The sequence below is a fragment of the Paenibacillus sp. G34 genome (assembly GCF_056856875.1).
Genome location: NZ_CM166469.1, coordinates 6365503 through 6383986 on the forward strand (window position 1 = coordinate 6365503; position 18484 = coordinate 6383986).

17 protein-coding genes and 1 pseudogene are annotated in these 18484 nt (G+C 45.6%); 1 reads left to right on the forward strand and 17 read right to left on the reverse strand.

The window, feature by feature from the left end; translation table 11 throughout:
- Positions 1-320: 320 nt before the first annotated feature.
- From AC1VYS_RS28635 to AC1VYS_RS28660, 6 genes are all read right to left on the reverse strand, one after another.
- A complete protein-coding gene (locus AC1VYS_RS28635) occupies positions 321-1712 on the reverse strand; it encodes an ADP-ribosylglycohydrolase family protein (protein WP_482912473.1) in 1392 nt (463 codons plus the stop codon).
- A 1-nt stretch (position 1713) separates the two neighbouring features.
- A complete protein-coding gene (locus AC1VYS_RS28640) occupies positions 1714-2673 on the reverse strand; it encodes a nucleoside hydrolase (protein WP_482912474.1) in 960 nt (319 codons plus the stop codon).
- 10 nt (positions 2674-2683) lie between these two features.
- Positions 2684-3619 (reverse strand): ABC transporter permease, encoded by a 936-nt coding sequence (locus AC1VYS_RS28645; protein ID WP_123063838.1) that lies wholly within the window; start codon positions 3617-3619, stop codon positions 2684-2686.
- Positions 3612-4661 carry an ABC transporter permease gene (locus AC1VYS_RS28650; RefSeq protein ID WP_251508474.1) on the reverse strand — a complete coding sequence of 350 codons (1050 nt, stop codon included), beginning with the start codon at positions 4659-4661 and terminating at the stop codon, positions 3612-3614. Before AC1VYS_RS28650 ends, AC1VYS_RS28645 begins: the two co-directional genes overlap by 8 nt.
- Entirely contained in the window at positions 4658-6223 is a 1566-nt protein-coding gene (locus tag AC1VYS_RS28655; protein ID WP_482912475.1) for an ABC transporter ATP-binding protein, read from the reverse strand. Before AC1VYS_RS28655 ends, AC1VYS_RS28650 begins: the two co-directional genes overlap by 4 nt.
- Before the next feature lie 137 nt (positions 6224-6360).
- Positions 6361-7485 (reverse strand): BMP family ABC transporter substrate-binding protein, encoded by a 1125-nt coding sequence (locus AC1VYS_RS28660; protein WP_482912476.1) that lies wholly within the window; start codon positions 7483-7485, stop codon positions 6361-6363.
- A gap of 266 nt (positions 7486-7751) precedes the next feature.
- Here AC1VYS_RS28660 and AC1VYS_RS28665 point away from each other — a divergent pair, with 266 nt between their 5' ends.
- Complete coding sequence (locus tag AC1VYS_RS28665) at positions 7752-8513, forward strand: helix-turn-helix domain-containing protein (protein ID WP_482912477.1); 762 nt, start codon at positions 7752-7754, stop codon at positions 8511-8513.
- Between the two features lie 215 nt (positions 8514-8728).
- On the opposite strand, the gene AC1VYS_RS28670 is transcribed toward AC1VYS_RS28665, so the two are convergent.
- The 11 genes and pseudogenes from AC1VYS_RS28670 to AC1VYS_RS28720 all read right to left on the reverse strand — a co-directional run bounded on the left by AC1VYS_RS28670 (position 8729) and on the right by AC1VYS_RS28720 (position 18357).
- Positions 8729-9781, reverse strand: coding sequence for an NAD(P)/FAD-dependent oxidoreductase (locus tag AC1VYS_RS28670; RefSeq protein WP_482912478.1), 1053 nt, complete (start codon positions 9779-9781; stop codon positions 8729-8731).
- Positions 9782-10762 (reverse strand): ABC transporter substrate-binding protein, encoded by a 981-nt coding sequence (locus AC1VYS_RS28675; RefSeq protein WP_482912479.1) that lies wholly within the window; start codon positions 10760-10762, stop codon positions 9782-9784.
- Between the two features lie 134 nt (positions 10763-10896).
- On the reverse strand, positions 10897-12489 hold the full coding sequence (locus AC1VYS_RS28680) for a helix-turn-helix domain-containing protein (RefSeq protein ID WP_482912480.1): 1593 nt from the start codon (positions 12487-12489) through the stop codon (positions 10897-10899).
- Positions 12490-12672: 183 nt separating this feature from the next.
- Positions 12673-13506, reverse strand: a complete 834-nt coding sequence (locus AC1VYS_RS28685; protein WP_482912481.1) for a DUF6544 family protein — start codon at positions 13504-13506, stop codon at positions 12673-12675.
- Between the two features lie 186 nt (positions 13507-13692).
- A complete protein-coding gene (locus AC1VYS_RS28690) occupies positions 13693-14100 on the reverse strand; it encodes an SRPBCC family protein (RefSeq protein ID WP_482912482.1) in 408 nt (135 codons plus the stop codon).
- A 56-nt stretch (positions 14101-14156) separates the two neighbouring features.
- Positions 14157-14867 (reverse strand): SDR family oxidoreductase, encoded by a 711-nt coding sequence (locus AC1VYS_RS28695; RefSeq protein ID WP_482912483.1) that lies wholly within the window; start codon positions 14865-14867, stop codon positions 14157-14159.
- A gap of 24 nt (positions 14868-14891) precedes the next feature.
- Positions 14892-15452: an NAD(P)H-dependent oxidoreductase gene (locus AC1VYS_RS28700; RefSeq protein WP_482912484.1), complete on the reverse strand. Its 561-nt coding sequence runs from the start codon at positions 15450-15452 to the stop codon at positions 14892-14894.
- 66 nt (positions 15453-15518) lie between these two features.
- On the reverse strand, positions 15519-16109 hold the full coding sequence (locus tag AC1VYS_RS28705; protein WP_482912485.1) for a TetR/AcrR family transcriptional regulator: 591 nt from the start codon (positions 16107-16109) through the stop codon (positions 15519-15521).
- A gap of 618 nt (positions 16110-16727) precedes the next feature.
- Positions 16728-16985 (reverse strand): annotated as a pseudogene (locus AC1VYS_RS28710) (CD3324 family protein); the annotation flags it as partial.
- 11 nt (positions 16986-16996) lie between these two features.
- Entirely contained in the window at positions 16997-17701 is a 705-nt protein-coding gene (locus AC1VYS_RS28715) for a hypothetical protein (protein ID WP_482912486.1), read from the reverse strand.
- Between the two features lie 254 nt (positions 17702-17955).
- Positions 17956-18357, reverse strand: a complete 402-nt coding sequence (locus AC1VYS_RS28720; RefSeq protein WP_482912487.1) for a VOC family protein — start codon at positions 18355-18357, stop codon at positions 17956-17958.
- Positions 18358-18484 lie beyond the last annotated feature (127 nt).

Genomic DNA, 18484 nt, shown 5'->3' on the forward strand with positions numbered 1-18484 from the left:
GCTGTAGATGATTGTGAATCCCCTTTCATATATGCAACCCAGTTAACTTGCTATAGGGAATTCCTATGTCCGATCTACAAACGCACATTAGCAAGCAATCTACTGAATCTATTATTGTCTATGACCTACTTTCTATATCAAAATGATTAGCGAGGATTAGTATAACCTCTGTCTCTAAACAAATACTGAACAACAAAAAGAGCCTTAGAAGTTTAAGGCTCTTTTTTGATTTGAAGACTCTTTTTTTCAATTTTTCAACACTTCTTTTGGTTCAGAATGATTGTTCCAATCAAGCTCGGTGGAAACTGTTTCCTCTTCAATTAGTTACACGATTGGTCGCGAAGCTTCAAAAACACCTGATAACTGCGTTCAGCACAGGAAGAGATCGACACCGGATCGAATCCAACCAGATCGGCGTACAGCGTGTCGTTTAGTGGAGCTGTCCAGGATTCGGGCAACTGTGCCGCCCCAAGGCTTGCACCCATGATCGACCCAACCGTAGCTCCATTACAGTCCGTATCGAGCCCACCATAAACAGACGTGACAACTGCCTTCTCAAAATCATTGCCAGCATACACCAGCGATGCTGCTACCAGTGCAGCATTGTTATTGGTATGCACCGCATCATAATGACTGAACGTATCCCAGATCCGGCTTACCAGTTCCCGCTCACTGCGAGCCGAGAGTCCGATCTCCATGCCTTGAAGCACATCTGCGGCCAATCGGCTTGTGTGCGGAATCTCGCTGAGTCCGATTTCCACAATGCGCTCGCTATTATTTTCCACAAATGCCGTAGCGATCATCGCTGCATTCAACATCTCACCATAAATACCGTTCTTGACATGAGAGAAGGAAGCGTCTCGCCAGCCAAGTTCGGCTGCCAGTTCAGGTCGCCCGGCTACACCATATGCCAAGCCGTCAGCGCGAATTGCAGCTCCGATCCACTCGCGATATGGATTGAGATGCATACGTACACGTTCCTGGCGTAGTACCCAATCCGCAGGTTTATTCGACTTCAGGTGCGAAGTCTCCTGGGCAAAGTTCATGTATGCTTGTGTCTCCGCTGTACATACCTGGCTGTAGGTCAAGCGATGATGCCACAGCTTTCCGATGTCCCAGGAATCCCAGTCCAGCCCCTTTTCCTCCAACAACAGCAAGCCCAGTATGGTATATCGAATATCATCATCGCTCTCCATAAACCGAATTTTCTCCCGGACACTTAAGGGTCCCAGATCCGTCAGACTCAAGCCATACTCCTGCTCCGCACGGGAATGTTCCGGAGTATACCCTCGAATGGGCCAAGCATCCGCTCCCTTGAACCATAGCTCAATATTCTCCCATCCTGGGCGTCCATCCTTACCGTAGAGATAATCCGGGTGCTCCAGTGGCTTTCCTAGTGCACATCCAACACTCCGCCCGAGCCAAGCCCCGTAGAATTTATCCCGCCATACTTGCTCACTCCAGTCAGCTTGAAGCTCACGTGGCCCCTCTGGGCGCAAGGCACGAATATCTTCGAGATCCGAAGGTTCTGCAAAAGGAAAATCAGCGGATACCTGGAGTTCCATCAGTTCTTGGTAGAGTTGCAACAGCTTGCTCTCATCATCAGCGGCCTCGTCCCACTTTTGCATAAATCCCTGAGTGTCACAGCCTTCCTCACCACGTTGAAGCAGTTCAAGTCGCACCGTCTCTCGCAGGTCAGTCCAGCCTGCCATATTACGAATCCCCTTGTGGAGATTGCTGTACACGAGCGTCAAGAATAGCAAGTGCATCATAGATGAGACGAATGAAAGCATCACGGTTAACATCCAGCAGCACATTCACGTTAGGCTCACGTTCTGTCTTGGTGCGCAAGTCACCAACGGTCATTCCGCGTGTATACGTTCCCTGTGTTTCAATCGTCACATCCAGCATTTTACTATGGAACAACTCGGGCTGTAGTAGCCATGCAATGGCACAAGGATCATGCAGTGCATTGCCATGGTAACCCATCTTTTTACCGTAAATCGAGTAGAAGTCCAGCAGTTCCCCAACCATAACTGATACAGGGCCGCGTGTTTTCAAAGCTTCAATCTCTTCGTCAAAAATAGCCGCTTTATCCGTTACATCCAGTCCACTCATCGTGATCGGAATCCCTGATTCAAATACAATTTGAGCTGCTTCCGGATCAACGTAGATGTTAAACTCTGCTGTACGTGTCACATTTCCATAGGCAATGCCTCCACCCATCATGGAAATGCCAGCAATCCGTGGTTTCAATTCAGGATACGCCCGAATCAAGGTAGCAATATTGGTCAACGGGCCAATGGGCACAAGCGTGATTGGCTCATCCGAAGACAACAACAGATCGCGGATAAACTCTACAGCACCTACCTCGATTGCACGGAAACGACTTGGCGGCAGTACAGGGCCATCCATTCCCGATTCGCCATGAGCTTCCTCTCCGGTTACCAAGGCACCGAGCAACGGCCCTTTTGCACCTTTTGCTACCGGGACGTCAGCTCCAACAAAACTGAGGATTTTGAGTGCATTATTCGTAATCTTCTCTAAGGTCTGGTTACCACCCACTGTGGTGATCCCCTTAATCTCCAGCTGCTCTGGGTGGGCAAGTGCCAGCAAAATGGCAATTGCGTCGTCGTGTCCTGGATCACAGTCAATAATAATAGGTTTCGTCATCGTTATCTCCTCAGTTCGTTTTTTGTGCGAGCTTCCGTCTCTTCTTGCGTGTCTCAGCAATCGCATAAACAATTAGCCCGATCACGGTAGCCACATAAGGCAATGTGCCGATTAGCTCAGCTGGTATCTTAAGCACCTGCAATGCATTAGCCAGTGCCTCCGCTCCACCGAATAACAGTGAGGTCAGGGCTGTACCTACGGTTGTACTGCGTCCCATGGACTCCGCTGCGATGGCAATCCAGCCCCGACCAGCAATCATATCTCTGGTGAACAGAGACAGATATCCCATCGACATGTAAGCCCCGCCCAAACTGGCGAAGAATCCACTCAATAGCAAAGCCATATATTGAATTTTTACGACACTGACACCTACCGACTGTGCCGCATGCGGATTCTCACCGACGGAACGAATCTGCAGACCTAGTGGCGTACGTTTCAATAAATAATAGACGGCAATAACAGCTAGAATGGAAGCATAAGTCAAAATATGGTGACCTGACAGAATCGGGCCGAGCACCGGAATTTGTTGCAACAGTGGAATATCTATACTAGGTAGCACCTTGCTTGGCAAAGACGTAGATGAACCTTTGTCCCCACTAAGCAAGTACAGTAAAAATACCGTTCCTCCTGAAGCAAACATATTTATGGCAACCCCGCCGAGAATAATATGCGTTTTGAATTTAAGTGTGAAAAATGCAAGCATACCGGCAATCGCCGTACCTGAGAGGACGGCTCCGAGTAACCCAATCCAGGCACTAGCCGTGTAGGAACTGACCACAACTCCCGCCAGTGCAGATACTAGCATAATGCCCTCCATACCGATGTTGATAATCCCTGCTCGATTGGAGATCAACGCACCTAAAGCTGCGAACAAAATGGGAGTAGTAACCCGTAAAACTGAGAAGGCGAAATCCGTCGTTAAAATGACGTTCAGCAGGCTATTCATGCAGTTTGGCCTCCTTCAGCAGCATCCGATTCTTCCAGAATTTCAAGAACTGCTCCGCAGAGATTAGCAAAATAATGACCGCTTGAATAATGGAGATCATCTCGGAAGGCACATCCGACAAACGAGCCATCAGATCCGCACCGATACGAATATAGGCCAGGAAGAGCGCGGCACCAATGACGGAAAGAGGATTGTTCTTGGCAAGCATCGCCACAAGCGCACCATCCAGTCCATATCCCGGAAGTGCCGTCCATTGGAAGCGATTATACATGCCGAGTACCTCGACCGATCCACCCATACCGGCGATAAAACCTGCAATTAAATGCACCAGAATGATGACTTTTGCTGTTTTCATACCGGAGTACCCAGCGAATTCGCGGTTGGCTCCCGTCATGCGCAGTTCATATCCCCACTTCGTGCGATACATGAAATAATGAGCCAGAACAATCAACACCAGAACAATGATTAGCCCAGTATGCAGCCGTGTGCCTGGCAATATTTTATCCAGCTGTGCCGTCTCTGCAAATTTATAAGATACATTCGAAAATGCCTTGGCATCCCGCAGGTGATAGTTCAACAGATACAAGCCAATTCCAAAAAAGATGCTATTAAACATCAGTGATGTCACCAGTTCATTAGCGTTCCATTTGGCCTTGAGATAACCCGGAATTGCCGAGAGCAGTGCACCTACGATAGAACCTGCTCCAATTGCCACAATCGGGTGCAATATGCCGTTCATGCTTAAATGTATTGCCAGAATAGCTGCAACAATGCCCGAGATATAGAAGATACCTTCAGCACCCAAATTGAACATGTTCGTCTTAAACAAAAGTGACACCGACAGCCCTGTAAACATGAGCGGGATTGCCATTTCCACAACGTTGCCCATACGGCTTAAGGTGGACAGCGGCTCAAACAGGAAGATACGAATAGTCTCTACAGGCTGGCTGCTTACAAGAGAGATAATAATAAATGCAATAGCTAAAGAGATCAGAATGACTGCGGCCGTGCGGTATACTTCAAAATATTTTAAGCGGATCATGGCGAAGCCTCCTCCTCATACTGCTCCTGTTGCTCCTGCTGCTCACGAATTCCAAGCATGTAGAGACCCAGCTCCTCTTCGCTTACGGTTGACGGCGAATCCAGCCGTGCGGCAATTTTTCCGTCATATAACACAAGCAGTGTGTCACTCATTTCCAGTATTTCATTCAGATCAGCCGATACAAGCACAATTGCAGAACCTGCATCCCTCAGCTCCAGCAACTTCTGATGGATAAACTGTGCCGCTCCAATATCCACCCCACGCGTAGGCTGCTCCGCAATGAGCAGATCCGGCTCAGTCGAGCATTCACGGGCAACGACTACCTTCTGCATATTCCCCCCAGACAACATACCGATTGGCTGTGACGGGCCGGAGCACCGGACCTTGAATTCCTCCACCAGAGAACTTGCCAGCTTTTGAATGGATGACATGCTAAGAAGCGGCCCTCTATTCAGCGATTTCGAACGATAACGGGTGGAGATCAGATTGTCTGCAATACTTGCCTCACCAGCTGACCCCTGACGCATTCGGTCTTCCGGAATGTAGGAGACACCGAGCCTGCGAATCTCACGGATATCTAACGAACGAATATCCCTTCCCTTCATCTCGACCTTACCGCCTGCATAGCGGTTCCCCAAACTTCCGGTTAGTGCTTCAACGAGCTGACTTTGCCCATTGCCTTCCACGCCGGCGATCCCGACAATTTCTCCTGCACGAACATGAAAGCTGATATCTGACAACAGTGCCTTGCCTTCCGGATCAACTGCCCCTAAATTCTGTACAGACAGTACAGGTTCGCCATAATTCTTCTGCGTTTTGTCATACTTGAGCACAACATCCCGTCCAACCATCAGCCGTGATATTTCCTGTTCTGTAACATCTGCAATGTTAAACACACCCTCTGTACGTCCGCCGCGCAAAATGGTGATTCTGTCGCAGATCGCTTTCACTTCTTTCAGCTTGTGCGAGATAAATACAATGGTATGTCCCTTTTCTTTGAGCAGTTTCAACTCTCGGAACAACTCTTCTGTCTCCTGCGGAGTTAATACGGCTGTAGGCTCATCCAGAATGAGTATTTCTGCACCGCGTAGCAGAGCCTTCAAAATCTCTACCTTTTGCTTCATCCCTACGCTCAAATCCTCAACCTTGGCCCGGGGATTCACGGATAGGTTATACTTGCGAGCGGTTTCCTCCGTCATGCGGACAGCCTCTGCATAATGAATACTAACGCCGCGTCTCGGCTCCATGCCGAGCACCATATTCTCAGCGACGGTGAAGGAAGGAACGAGCATGAAATGTTGATGCACCATACCAATTCCGAGCGCAATGGCATCCTGCGGGTTGCCTAGCTTGATCTGTTTTCCTTTTAACAGAATCTCACCCTCGCTCGGCTCTTCCATACCAAACATCATCTTCATCAGTGTAGATTTGCCCGCCCCGTTCTCCCCTGCGATGGCATGGATTTCTCCCTCCTGCAAGGAGAACTGAACATTCTTGTTAGCGACCACCCCATTGGGGTAAACCTTTGAAATATATCGCATTTCCAACAGTGCGCCGGACATGTACGTTTCTCCCCTCTACTAGCAGTTTGCACAAAAAATGTACAGCCGAAAATGCATCAATGATCATGACTACATCTCCAGCTGTACAACATAAACCCGGTTATTTCTCTCCGATGATCTATCTAGAAAACGAAAGCTTAAGGCTTCACGCTATTACGGATGGCTTCGATCTCTGAAGTCTCCATGCCCATCGCATTAGATACAGTAATCTCTTTGTTTTCGAGCTTCTTCTTGATCTCTTCTACCTTCGCTTGCAAATCCGCAGGGAATACACTTGTATAGATGTCGTTCTCTGCAATGCCGACACCGTTCTCTACGAAGCCCATCACTTGGCGTTTTCCTGTCTGCAGTTTGCCCTCTTTTGCTTGGGTCACCGCTTCCAGAATCGCTGTGTCGATCTTTTTGATCGCAGAGGTAATGATTAGATTGGCTTTGGCAGGATCTGTATCTTTTAGCAGTGCAGCCTGGTCCGAGTCTACGCCGATGGCGTACTTGGATTTTTCCTTCGCTGCATCGAAAATACCCAGCCCTGTTCCACCTGCAACGTTGAAAATCACGTCAACTCCCGAGTTATATTGAATAAGCGAAAGTTCTTTTCCTTTGGCTGGATTAACGAAATCTCCTGCATAGGATACAGCGACCTTAATATCCGGGTCTACGTATTTGGCTCCCTCAATGTAACCCACGAGAAAAGCATTGATCCCCGGAATATCCATACCGCCCAGGAAGCCGATCAGGTTATCCTTATTAGCATTTGGCATGTCCGACTTGGTCGCGAGCGCCGCAACCGCTCCTGCCAGGAAGGATACTTCATTAGTAGAATAGGACATATTATAAACATTAGCCGGGGCGTCCTCGATATCCGTATCATAGTTGATAAACGTTTTGTCAGCATGCTGTTCCGCAGCCGCATTAAACATTTCTGTAATTTCAGAGCCACCAGAAATGACGATGTCCCAGTCCTCAGCAGAAATATCGTTAAACGTTGGCTCCCACTTCGTTTTGTCTGTACCCATTTCAATGACCTTGGTTTTAGCGCCCAATTCGGACTTAACTAGCTCCAGACCATGATTAGCAGCGTCGAAGAAGGATTTGTCTCCCAGTGTACCTGGAATCAGCAATACGACTTTCAGTTGATCGGTCTGCTCTCCATTTTCCGTTCCTGTTGAACCCGCTTCACCATTTGTACCCTTTGTGCCTCCACATGCGGACAGAAGCAACAACAACGCTACCATACAGATTACCAACGCATTCTTCTTCATGTTCTTTACTCACACCCCTGTTTGTTGTTAAAATCATGGATAATCCGTTGTGCTTGCAGCCCATCTTTATAAATCAGGCAATTCACAACCTAATTCTGAATTGTAATGCGTTTTCTTTACTGCTATAACCGAACGTATTAACTATTAATTGCGTTTAACATTCGTTTATGAGTATGATCATAACAAAATCAAGCCATTATATTTATATGATTTCGGTCGCTTTTTTGTACGATTCGGCTAATTGTCGAAATTAGGGGGAAACATTAATGGATCAAGTTCTATATGTTGTCAGAGCCGAACATGCCCGGTTCACACATATCATCCCTCATCACCATGAATGTTATGAGCTGGTTTACTATTTTAAAGGGAACGGGACATCCATGATTGGAGAGCATAACTACCAATTTCAAGCTGGGACCTATGCACTTATTGCACCACATCAACAGCATGATGAGGATCATCGGGGGGACGCTGAGGTACTTTTTGTTGGATTTCAGACGGATCTATCTGAAATTGCCGAGCTGCAAGGTATGCATCAGGATGACCGTGAGCGAAGCGTTCATAACTACATGCTGCAGTTGAACACGGAATATACACGGAGGGGTGAAGGCGCTCAGGACTACCTGAACGACCGTCTACACCATATGTTACTGCACTTGCTCCATCGTGGAGGTAACAGTATGTACCCTCTGTTCTCCGGAGATCGACTCCAACATGTGCTTGCCTATATAAATGAACACTTCACACAACGTCTCTCCATCGAGATGTTAGCCAACATGTCCGGATATAGCTATGATCGCTTCCGGCATCTGTTCAAAGAGAAATACGGAGCCTCGCCTTCTCGATATATGCTGATCAAACGCCTGGATTACGCAAAGCATCTGCTTGCCAGCACACAGATGTCCATCTCGGATGTCTCAGCCGAAGCCGGATTCGTGAACGATGCTCAGTTCTGCAACATGTTCAAAAGAGAGACCGGCATAACCCCGCGTTCCTATCGCAAAAACTTGCAGATCAAGAACATCTAGCGTACCGTGAACCTTCATCCTAGACTTTTTAACTTGGGGAGAATAATAGAAGAGGATAGAGAATACGACTGCGCTTGTTATGTACATGGGCACACCAAAAAGCCGAGTGCTCCTAAAGGTGCATTCGGCTTTTTACATCTGAAATGTTCAACTATGTTATTCTCTATGTTGTGCTATGGATGTCATGCTTTCTGTTTCGTTCCCTGCACTTTCTCCTATTGTAAAGGTATCCCCATACTGTTTTTGTTCTTCTGGCGCAAATCTTCGTTTTTTTCAGCAAAACGATCATTGTGAGAAGAAACACCCGCCATCTTTGATTCGCTAGGATCGATGTACAGTTTAGCACTGTTTACTGCAAGGACTGCATCATTAAATGCACCTGCGATCAATCTGATTTTTCCCTCATTTGTGATAATGTCACCTGCTCCAAATATGCCTGGCATACTCGTGCACATTTTCGGTGTCACGGCAATACCCCACTCTTCCGAATCTAAGCCCCACTCCAGAATGGCCCCACCAAAATTTCGCTCAAAGCCATGATTCACCAGCACTTCATCCACATCAAGACGTATTTCCTCTTGGGACTCCGCATGCTGTAGCGTGACATGCTCAATTTTATTTTCATTGCCGTGTAAACGGGATACGCTATATGGGACATACGTCTTCGCTACCGTCTTCATGCGTGTTACAGAGGACTCGAACGCACTAAAGTCATCCCGTCGATGAACCACACATACCTCCTTGGCAAGCTCTGCAATTTCAATAGCCCAGTCGACTGCGGAGTCGCCACCTCCAGATATAAGCACACGTTTATCCTTAAATCTGTTCAAGTTGGTTACGGTATAGTGAAGATTGTTCAGCTCATAACGATCCGCGCCTTCAACGGTTAATTTCTGAATGTTCGTAATCCCCCGGCCAGTAGCCAGTATAATCGTCTTCGTATAGTGTTTTTCTCCGGTTTTGGCTGTGAGGATAAATATTCCGTCCTCCCCTTTATCCATACCTACCACTTCTTGTCCAAATACTACCGTCGGATCAAAGGTTTTGGCTTGTGTGATCAAAGACTGAATTATGTTCTCGCACCTGACAGGCTCAATGCCGCCAACATCCCAAACCAGCTTCTCCGGGTATGTTCGCATAAATCCCCCGAGTTCATACTTTGCCTCGATGATTTTGGTTTTCATCTCACGCATTCCGCTATAAAAAGCTGCATACATGCCCGCAGGGCCCCCGCCAATAATAATAACGTCATAGATATCACGCTTCATCTATTCCACCAACTTTTCTACGAGATAATCCATGAAGAGCGGGGTTCCGACCAGACCTTCACCTACTACAAAATCAGCAGTTTTGAGCGGGTACACATGTCCTTTTTTCACGGCATCCATCCCTTTCCATAACGGGCTGTTCTCCAGATCCTTCATGGACTGCTCACTACTGTAGTTTTGCATCTGACGTTGTTCTACGAAAATATGGTCGGCGTCTAACTCAGGCAACACTTCCAGAGAGATCGGCGTGAACCATTCGTTATTATCTTTCAGTTTGGTCGGTATGCTCAATCCGAGCTTGTGATATAACATATCACTGCCAGGGCTGTCCTTTTCCTGGCCAAGCACGCGATATTGCTTCTGTTCTACACGAATAACGAGAATTTTGGCATCACCGATAGCATTGTGAAGTTTTTGTTTTGTGTCTTTGATCTTCTCACTGTATTTCTGGAGCGCGAGCTCCGATTCTTTCTCTTTTCCAAAAAGCTTACCCAATGCAGGAACATATTCTTCGATTGCATTGCCAGCATCCACAGCCACTGTCGGTGCTATTTTGCTTAAAGCCTCATACTTTTTGGCATCGATGGCTCCAGCTTGAGCGATAATGAGATCAGGAGATTCCTCAATGATTAGTTCAAAGTTATCTTCATATTGTTCGACCGGAATCATTTTCACCTGGTGATCGTTGAATAGTTTCGGGCGATAATCGGGTTCAATTTCTTTAACAAGCGTAACCGCATTCGGGATCACTCCGATTTCGATCATGTTCTCTGCAAAATTGGAACTGAGCACCAGCATGTTTTTAGGCGCCGTGGGAATCGAGACTTCACCAAAAGCATCTTGGACAACACGTGTAGTTGGCTCACTTTGGGCTCCTGCCGAGGCATTGGTTTCCTTTCCGTTTTTTTGATTTGTAGTTGAGCAAGCTGTTAAAGCTACAATAACTAGCGTACAAATAATATATAGCATGCTTTTTCTCATTACTTTATTTCCCCTTTTTTATATTTCAATTAGTGATAATGATTATCACTATCAAATTATAAGGAATAATGAGACAACCTTCTATAGCGTAAAGCGGCCTAAAAAGTGGATTATTGTGTCATTAATCAACATCTCTAGTCGCTAAGCATCACTTTTTCAATTTGCTGCAAAATCTCTCTTTTCCCAAACACACTGCAATTATTAATCCATAGGCCCGTATCTACATAAAATACACGATTGTTTCTGACCGCATCCAGGTTCGCCCATTCCTCACTCTGTTGTAGCGTAGATAGACTTTCGTCTGCATTGTAATAGTCCATAATCCGCTTTTCCACAAATAGATACGCAGGATTGGCCTCTGCTAATTGTCTTAACGAGCATGTATTGAAGCTTCTTCCATTTGTATGAAATGCTTCAGGCATGGGCAGGCCCAATTCTTTATACAAAAGGATTGCCGTGTCGCAGGAGGATTCACCCACGTAACGGTAACCCGACTGTTCTACACGCAGGTGGAGGACGGTGAAATTATCCTTAATCACATTCCGAAGCTTGTCCTTTAAACGATCGACTTGTACATTTAACTCACGAATAAGCTGCCTCGCTTCACTCTTCTTGTTAAACAGCTCACCAAAGTAAAGAATAAGTGAATGTAGCTCATGAGGCAGACTGATGATGAGGGGAGCCATAGCTCGAAGACATTGCTTCATCTCCTCCGTTACGTTGTCGCCGATTATTAAGTCAGGTTGTAGCTGCAAGATATTCTCTGGCTGGAAAACATACTGGGGCATCTCAATTAGGATCACACCATGCTGCTGAAACAGATCTTGTTGATATTTGGGTGTTAATGAGCTGACCACTGTCACACCATAGGGAATAACCCCTAATGCGATGGCAATCTCGGCGTGTGCGGCTGAGAGAAAGCATATTCGATGCGCTGCAATGGATTGTTTGAATTGCTTGGGTGCTTTGCCAACCGTGCGTTTGAACTGTCGATTAAAGTACTGAGCATCCTCAAACCCCACTTTTTTGGCTACATTTTTAGATAACTCCCCTGTGGTTAACAGCATTTCTTGCGCACGAAAAATACGGTAGCGGATCAAATACTCTATCGGGGTCTGACCGTAGAACTGCATAAATTGCCTCGAATAATAAGATGGGCTATATCCAGCCAGCGCTGCAAGCTCCTCTCGGGTTATCGTTTGATTGTATTTTTGCTGCATATAGGTAACTGTGCGCTCCATCCGTTGTTCCAGTGTATAGTCTTCGCTCTTTCGCTCTTCTTCCAACTCCTTAAGCAGGTTATATAAAATGAATTGCTTCATCGTAGCACTCAGCCCATCCGTAGCTGTCGCTTCAGTGAGTGCGTTTCGTGTAACGGCAGCGACCGTTTTAGGCACTTTATGAACGTCATACCTTGTCGGTGTATTTACAAGGTAGTCAAAGCGTGTGTTCGTTTTTGTATCATACATATGGAAGCTTATCAAACAGCCCAAAAAATCGAGGTGATATGTATCGCTTAGTTGGATAACTGTACCCTTTTCCACGACAATCACATGACCAAAAACCATATGTTCTTCATGACCATTTATCGAAAGCGTAGTTTGTCCATCCGTCACCAAAAGAAGAGAGGTGTGATCCAGCTGCAGACTGGATTGTGCCGATAACACCTTCGCCAAATCCCTAATTTCTGTGCACTGTGCAAGCTCGTGCGGATTAAAATCAAGCATGGTGTACTCCTTTATTCTTTAGATCGTTGTTGTGATCATGAAACTGATCGCTCATGTGCTACGTCCAACTTAACGAACAAAAAACGCCCTGTCTACTGGTTTGCTGAAAACCGTAAACGGAACGCGGAGTGACGAGTGTAAGTGCACACATTATTCTCTGCTATACCATGTCGGGATTACACACTAAAACCGACGGATGTGAAAGTTACTGCTGTCAAAATAAAGGATGTCGCCTTCTGGAACATGCCATATCGCCTGTAAACGAGAGGGCTGCTTCATGCCGTTCCTTGTTTGGTAGTCGCTAAATAACGCCGACCATCTCACCTGCTGACGTGTGCCATTCATCGAAGTATAGGTTCGATTATCCGTTGTAAAGGAGCATAGTTCACCGTCTTCGCTGAAAGTAAATATACCGTGGGCTCTTACACCGCAATAGGCAATAGTTGCTCTAGCATGGGTGTGATCGACCTCTTCCCAGGTAATGTAGCTTTGTATTGCGGCATCGGGAATCAATAAGGATTCGGATAGAAAGGTGACCAAACACGCCTGATCCATGTCCGCTCCTCTTTCGTTAAACAAAGGTATGGCCTTGGCAAGAACCCCTTTCATGCTTCCCTTACCATCCCGAAAAGAGTCATAACCTTGGAACGGAATACCATGCATTTTGGCAGCAATGAATGCGGCTCGATCCGGTTTCTGGACAAAATTCATCTGTGAGTAACCAATAGGAATCATCGGTTTTTCCAGTGATAGCTTAAAATTTGCCTTTTCAAAATCGATTCTCATGTACGAACTCTTCGATCTCCCCATATAACCACAGGTCTTCAAATAGTGCTGGACGGGTGCGGGTAAAACCTGGACATCTCTATCTGTCAGAATGCCTTTTGCCTGGCTGGAACGTTGGATACATTCCTCAGTATCTCGATTGAATTTTGCCTTAAGCGGTGAATACGGAATTAACCAATAAACGACGGTAGCCACAAGGATAAAAACCAGCAACACCAATCCAATTAACATGAGTGCTCACTTTTCAAAGTCATTGCTCTGCTCCCTCCTTGAATGTCTTAACGAATCACATGTCTAATCTTACTGCTTCGTTATCTCTCCTTCAGTGAGGGAAGTTATACATAGCTTTACTTTACCTCTCAAAAAAGCTGGACAGAAAACGATATGGTTTTCTATCCAGCCTTTTGCTTAAGTCTGTTATTTCGATGCTGCTTCAATGGTTTGTTTAATGACAGTTGAAACACGATCTGCCTGGGTCTGGATTGCTTCTGTCAGCTCTGCTGGCAAAAAGTCAGTAATCCAAATGAATTGACTGCCTCCCTGCGGATCAGGAATGATCTGAAAAGAAGCATTGTGGTGAGATAGCGGCATACGCCCCTCTTTCACCGCGAATACCAGACGCCGTTCTTCTTCATCTACGGACACAATTGCTTCTTTTACAGTACTACCATCACCCAGAATCAGTGTTCTTTCATTTCCGTCCATTCGAGTATCGGCTGTTAGTCCCGGAACGAGACGAAGATGGAAGGCACCTACATCTTTGATTGCATCCCATGCTTGCTCAGGTGGGACGTTAATTAAGGTTGTTTTATGAATGGTTGGCATAGTCATCTTCTCCTTATCGTCAAATAATGTTCAAAAGACCAATGAATGATCTTTTTTTACCATGGTAACTCGCTATCCATATAGAAAAATCCACCTGTTGGGCCATCTTGGGATATCGTAGCTAAACGAACTGCTGTTTTGGCTCCTTCTTCTGGCGATAACTCTGCCTTCTCGCCCCCCATACGTGTTCGAACAATACCCGGATGGACGGAATTGACCTTCAGGTTAGTTCCCTTCGACTGTTGTGTCCAATACGCGGTTAGCATGTTCAGAGCCGCTTTGGAAGCTGCGTATGCCGGGGTGGATATCCGCTGGACAAGCTCATTGCTCAGCTGAAAATGAATTGATCCGAGAGCACTGCTTTGATTGACGATGCGACCAGCTTCACTTTTGAGCAGGAGAGGCAGCAGAGCTTCGGTAAGGTAATATGGTGCAAATGTATTGACCTCGAATGTATCCCGGAAAGAGTCCCCTTCATAATCCCCGTTCTCCACCGAGATACCAGCGTTGTTAACCAATATATCCAGGTAACCATACTTATGCTCTAGGAATTGGGCAACTCTTGCAATATGCTCAGAGTTCGTTACTTCCAATTCCAATGCAATGGCCTGAATACCCTCCTTCAGCAATACTTCAGCTGCCTCGTTAGCCGCAGCTTGTGTGCGAGCAGCAACGAGAACCGTTATTCCCAATTGCCCCAACTGCCTTGCGATTTCAAAACCAATTCCTTTGCTGGCTCCGGTGATCAATGCAATTTTGTTTGTCATACGTCTTCTCCTCCTCGAATTAACTTACTTATTGATTGTGACTAGTCCTGATGTTTGAATGTGGCGAACGCTCTCCAAGTGTTGTATGTAAGCTGTAGTGTTCTCCGCTATCTGCTCTTCTGTTGCATGGTTTGCGTTATGATGAGCAAATGGAGGGAGATAGTGGGCACTGACATAATTGGCAAGTGCCTCGACAGGCTTAGCGATCTCTCGAATCGTAAAGAGATTATACCCACCAGGTTGATATGAAGCAGCTGTACCTGCGGTCGAGATGGCAATGCCAATCTCCTTATCTTTGAGATGTTCACCACCAGGCCCAAAAGCCCAGCCATATTCGAGCACTTCATCCATCCATTTCTTCAAGAGAGATGGCGTGCTGTACCAATAGAGGGGATACTGGAAAATGATTCGCTCATGACTGTCCAGCAAATCCTGTTCACGGATAATATTGATTTGGTGGTCAGGATACTCCTCGTAAAGTAAATGTACGGTCACATCCGGCATTGCTCTCAGCGCTTCTGTCCAAGTCCGGTTGATGCGGGATTCCGCCAGATTGGGATGGGCAACGATAATCAAAGTTTTCATATAATAAACCCCTTCCTTTTTGAGAACGATCGTTCTAAAATATATAAAAAAAAGAGGATTTCCTCTTTAATTCTTCTTTTGAATTTCTAAGATATCTATTGACTGTTCAGCAATCCGGTAAAGCTTCTCCTTGGACGCTGATGTACGAGACATAACCCTTAAACCAAGTAAAGTGTTATGAAGGTGTTCGGCCAGATCTTTGGCCTCGGACCGATTAGCGAATTCACCATTCTGCTGGCCTTTCCTAATGAGATCGGTCAGGCATTGCTCCGACCTAGCAAAGACGTACGAAGTCTTATGATCTACAGACTGATCCCGGTTTGCTAATTCAACTGCGGAATTGACCATCATGCAACCAGCAGGCGTATCTCCCTCACCTTCGATGACATAACAGAAAATAAACCAAATGCCTTCCTTTGCTGTTGCGGCTTGTTTGATACCTGCCTCCCAGCGAGCAGCAATTTGCTCTCCAAAACGATCCATTGCCTTAAGAAACAATGTATGCTTATCGGTAAATGTATCGTAAAGGCTTCGTCGATGAATTCCCATCGTTTCAACCAGATCATTCATTGATGTCTTCTCATAGCCTTGTTCCCAGAAAAGTCTCATCGCCTTCTCCAGAACAACACTCTCTTCAAATTCCTTGCTTCTAGCCATTGTTATTGCCTCCCGAGAACATCTTATCAGAATGAGAACGATCAGTAAAGAATTATTTTTTACTGATCGTTCTCATTATAAATTCTGTTTCCATTATAGCGAATATTGCACGGCAATCCGCTTTGTATAATTACATCTGTAGGCCATCCTTTACAGGATGGCCTATGCGTTAAATCAAACTTTATCAACAAAAATAAATACATTGCCGAAATGTTTCATAAATCTTTTATACGCGGCATTTTCTTTCAAAACAACGATGGAGGGATAGGCGTTTACCTTGCTTTGTTTCAACGAAGCAAGCAGTTCCTTCTGCATCATACAATGAAACTTTTCGTCCGTATACTGAATAAGAAGCGGTGGGGACATCGATGGATCATCATCACTACTTTCGCTTGCTACGTTCTCCACGTTATCAAATTCTTCATGCTGAATGAGGCGTAACGGAAACTTAACCACTCCAAAGTATAAATCATCCTCTCCTAGGAGCTCCTGCTCATCGGGAGAGGCTTGCCGGGTGAGCAGCAAATAGCATTGAATCCATTCTTCAAGCATGCCGCTATTGGCGTAGCTTACAGCTGATCCTAGTGTCGGAGAATACGTTAATTGTGCATCAGTTTGCTTCGAGTAGATGATTTTTTTAATGGAGTCCAAGGATAAATAATACTCGTCCGCAAGTTCTGAGACGGTTCGCCCATGAGCGTACTTAGTTCGGATCATTCGATTACGCTTTTTTAGTTGGGTTCGGTAACCGGATGTTTCTCCCCAGGCCCTTTTTTCCTCTCCAGAAGGAATATACAATAGTTTGCCTGCCGCATACTTCTGAATTTCTTTTATCAGTTCATCAGGAAGAACATCGCTAGCATTGATATATTTCATAGCATCACCATCTATAAGGCGTAGATTCGATCTTTTAGTTCACTAATGGACTTCATAATGGACCGGCAGGACTCCGTATCATCAATGGATGCATGCCAGCGCAAGACATCAATGCCTTTATAATAAGCCATACATAGAAATCTTTCCTGAAAATCTGGTATGTCCATATCCCTTTTTTTGCAGTAATCGAATAATAATTCTGGAATACGCAAGTATGGCTTATTCAAATCCATAATAACAAAATCGAGAAGGAAATCGCCAATGCCGGATCTGCTCCAGTCAGGGAATCCAACCGTTGTTTTGCCATCCGTGATCATATTAACGAAGAATGTATTGTTATAGACCAAATAACGTTTCCCCTCACAATACGGGATTCTATCCTTCATTTCCTGCAAATATGTTTCAAAAAATTCACGATCAAGTATCGTTGTCTCGAACATCTCCTGCCAATTGTACCAATAGCCCTCTTGAGGTTCTGCGAATGTTTCGATCAGAAATTCTTTACAGCTTCCGTATTCTGTTTTGCATTCCTCATCAAATTCACCGTAGCCCTCGATTCCCTGAATATCAGATACATGAATTTCCATAATCTTGTCGAAGAATAGCTCGTGGCACGCAGCAAACTCTTCCGGGTTTAATTGATCAGCGATACGTCCATTCGGCGTCATATTTACGTTTTCAGATAGCATCGAACGAATCATGTGGTCCTTACTCATCTCTTCTTCTCCTTTTCTCAATTAAGATTCATCAGGTGCGCATCTGACATAGGAAAAGGATACCACTCGAATGGTGCGGGATATAGGTAATGAATACCTTAAGTAAACTTTACATAGCAACGTTTTCCGGAACGGTCCGAACGCTTCGAATACGGGCCACGTCATTGCGGGGACTTCTAGTTTTGCAAACCTATCTGGGAACTCCTCGAATGATGAGCTGTTTTTTTATGTGTTTATTTATGGATCGATGTCCCTCATTTTAATCGTTGAATTGCTTCCTCGGTTACTGGCTCAAAAAAGTTCACGAGGTTGCCCGCCGGATCGCGGAACAGCATCGAACGGTTCCCCCACGGCATCGTCGTCGGCTGCTGTATCCAATGATCAACATAGCTTTCTAAGCGCAGATACTCAGCTTCGATATCGGCAACATGAAACTCCAGAATGACTGGATGATTCATGACCCCGGCTGCATTTGCAAAGTCCACTCCAAATAATGTTGTGGTCTGGGTGTGACCAATGGCAAGCGTGCATGATGGTAAAACAAATTGTGCAAATACAGGCGCAAGGCGCTCCGCTAAAACCCCAAGAATGTGCTCATAGAACGCCACAAGACCATCTACATCGTCAGTAATCATACGTACAGAAGCAAATTTCACAACAGATCATCCTTCCTAATCTTCTTTATTATTTCTCCCTAAGTCTTGATACTTACCTGTCTCCTTTGCTGTACTGATCTGATTATAAAAAAACACCACTGACAACGTTATGTCAGTAGCGTTTATA

Bases quoted from the DNA above. Each gene is read 5' to 3' on its own strand.
- AC1VYS_RS28635 (WP_482912473.1), bottom strand. From the start codon at position 1,712: ATGGCAGGCTGGACTGACCTGCGAGAGACGGTGCGACTTGAACTGCTT.
- AC1VYS_RS28640 (WP_482912474.1), bottom strand. From the start codon at position 2,673: ATGACGAAACCTATTATTATTGACTGTGATCCAGGACACGACGACGCA.
- AC1VYS_RS28645 (WP_123063838.1), bottom strand. From the start codon at position 3,619: ATGAATAGCCTGCTGAACGTCATTTTAACGACGGATTTCGCCTTCTCA.
- AC1VYS_RS28650 (WP_251508474.1), bottom strand. From the start codon at position 4,661: ATGATCCGCTTAAAATATTTTGAAGTATACCGCACGGCCGCAGTCATT.
- AC1VYS_RS28655 (WP_482912475.1), bottom strand. From the start codon at position 6,223: ATGTCCGGCGCACTGTTGGAAATGCGATATATTTCAAAGGTTTACCCC.
- AC1VYS_RS28660 (WP_482912476.1), bottom strand. From the start codon at position 7,485: ATGAAGAAGAATGCGTTGGTAATCTGTATGGTAGCGTTGTTGTTGCTT.
- AC1VYS_RS28665 (WP_482912477.1), top strand. From the start codon at position 7,752: ATGGATCAAGTTCTATATGTTGTCAGAGCCGAACATGCCCGGTTCACA.
- AC1VYS_RS28670 (WP_482912478.1), bottom strand. From the start codon at position 9,781: ATGAAGCGTGATATCTATGACGTTATTATTATTGGCGGGGGCCCTGCG.
- AC1VYS_RS28675 (WP_482912479.1), bottom strand. From the start codon at position 10,762: ATGAGAAAAAGCATGCTATATATTATTTGTACGCTAGTTATTGTAGCT.
- AC1VYS_RS28680 (WP_482912480.1), bottom strand. From the start codon at position 12,489: ATGCTTGATTTTAATCCGCACGAGCTTGCACAGTGCACAGAAATTAGG.
- AC1VYS_RS28685 (WP_482912481.1), bottom strand. From the start codon at position 13,506: ATGTTAATTGGATTGGTGTTGCTGGTTTTTATCCTTGTGGCTACCGTC.
- AC1VYS_RS28690 (WP_482912482.1), bottom strand. From the start codon at position 14,100: ATGCCAACCATTCATAAAACAACCTTAATTAACGTCCCACCTGAGCAA.
- AC1VYS_RS28695 (WP_482912483.1), bottom strand. From the start codon at position 14,867: ATGACAAACAAAATTGCATTGATCACCGGAGCCAGCAAAGGAATTGGT.
- AC1VYS_RS28700 (WP_482912484.1), bottom strand. From the start codon at position 15,452: ATGAAAACTTTGATTATCGTTGCCCATCCCAATCTGGCGGAATCCCGC.
- AC1VYS_RS28705 (WP_482912485.1), bottom strand. From the start codon at position 16,109: ATGGCTAGAAGCAAGGAATTTGAAGAGAGTGTTGTTCTGGAGAAGGCG.
- AC1VYS_RS28715 (WP_482912486.1), bottom strand. From the start codon at position 17,701: ATGAGTAAGGACCACATGATTCGTTCGATGCTATCTGAAAACGTAAAT.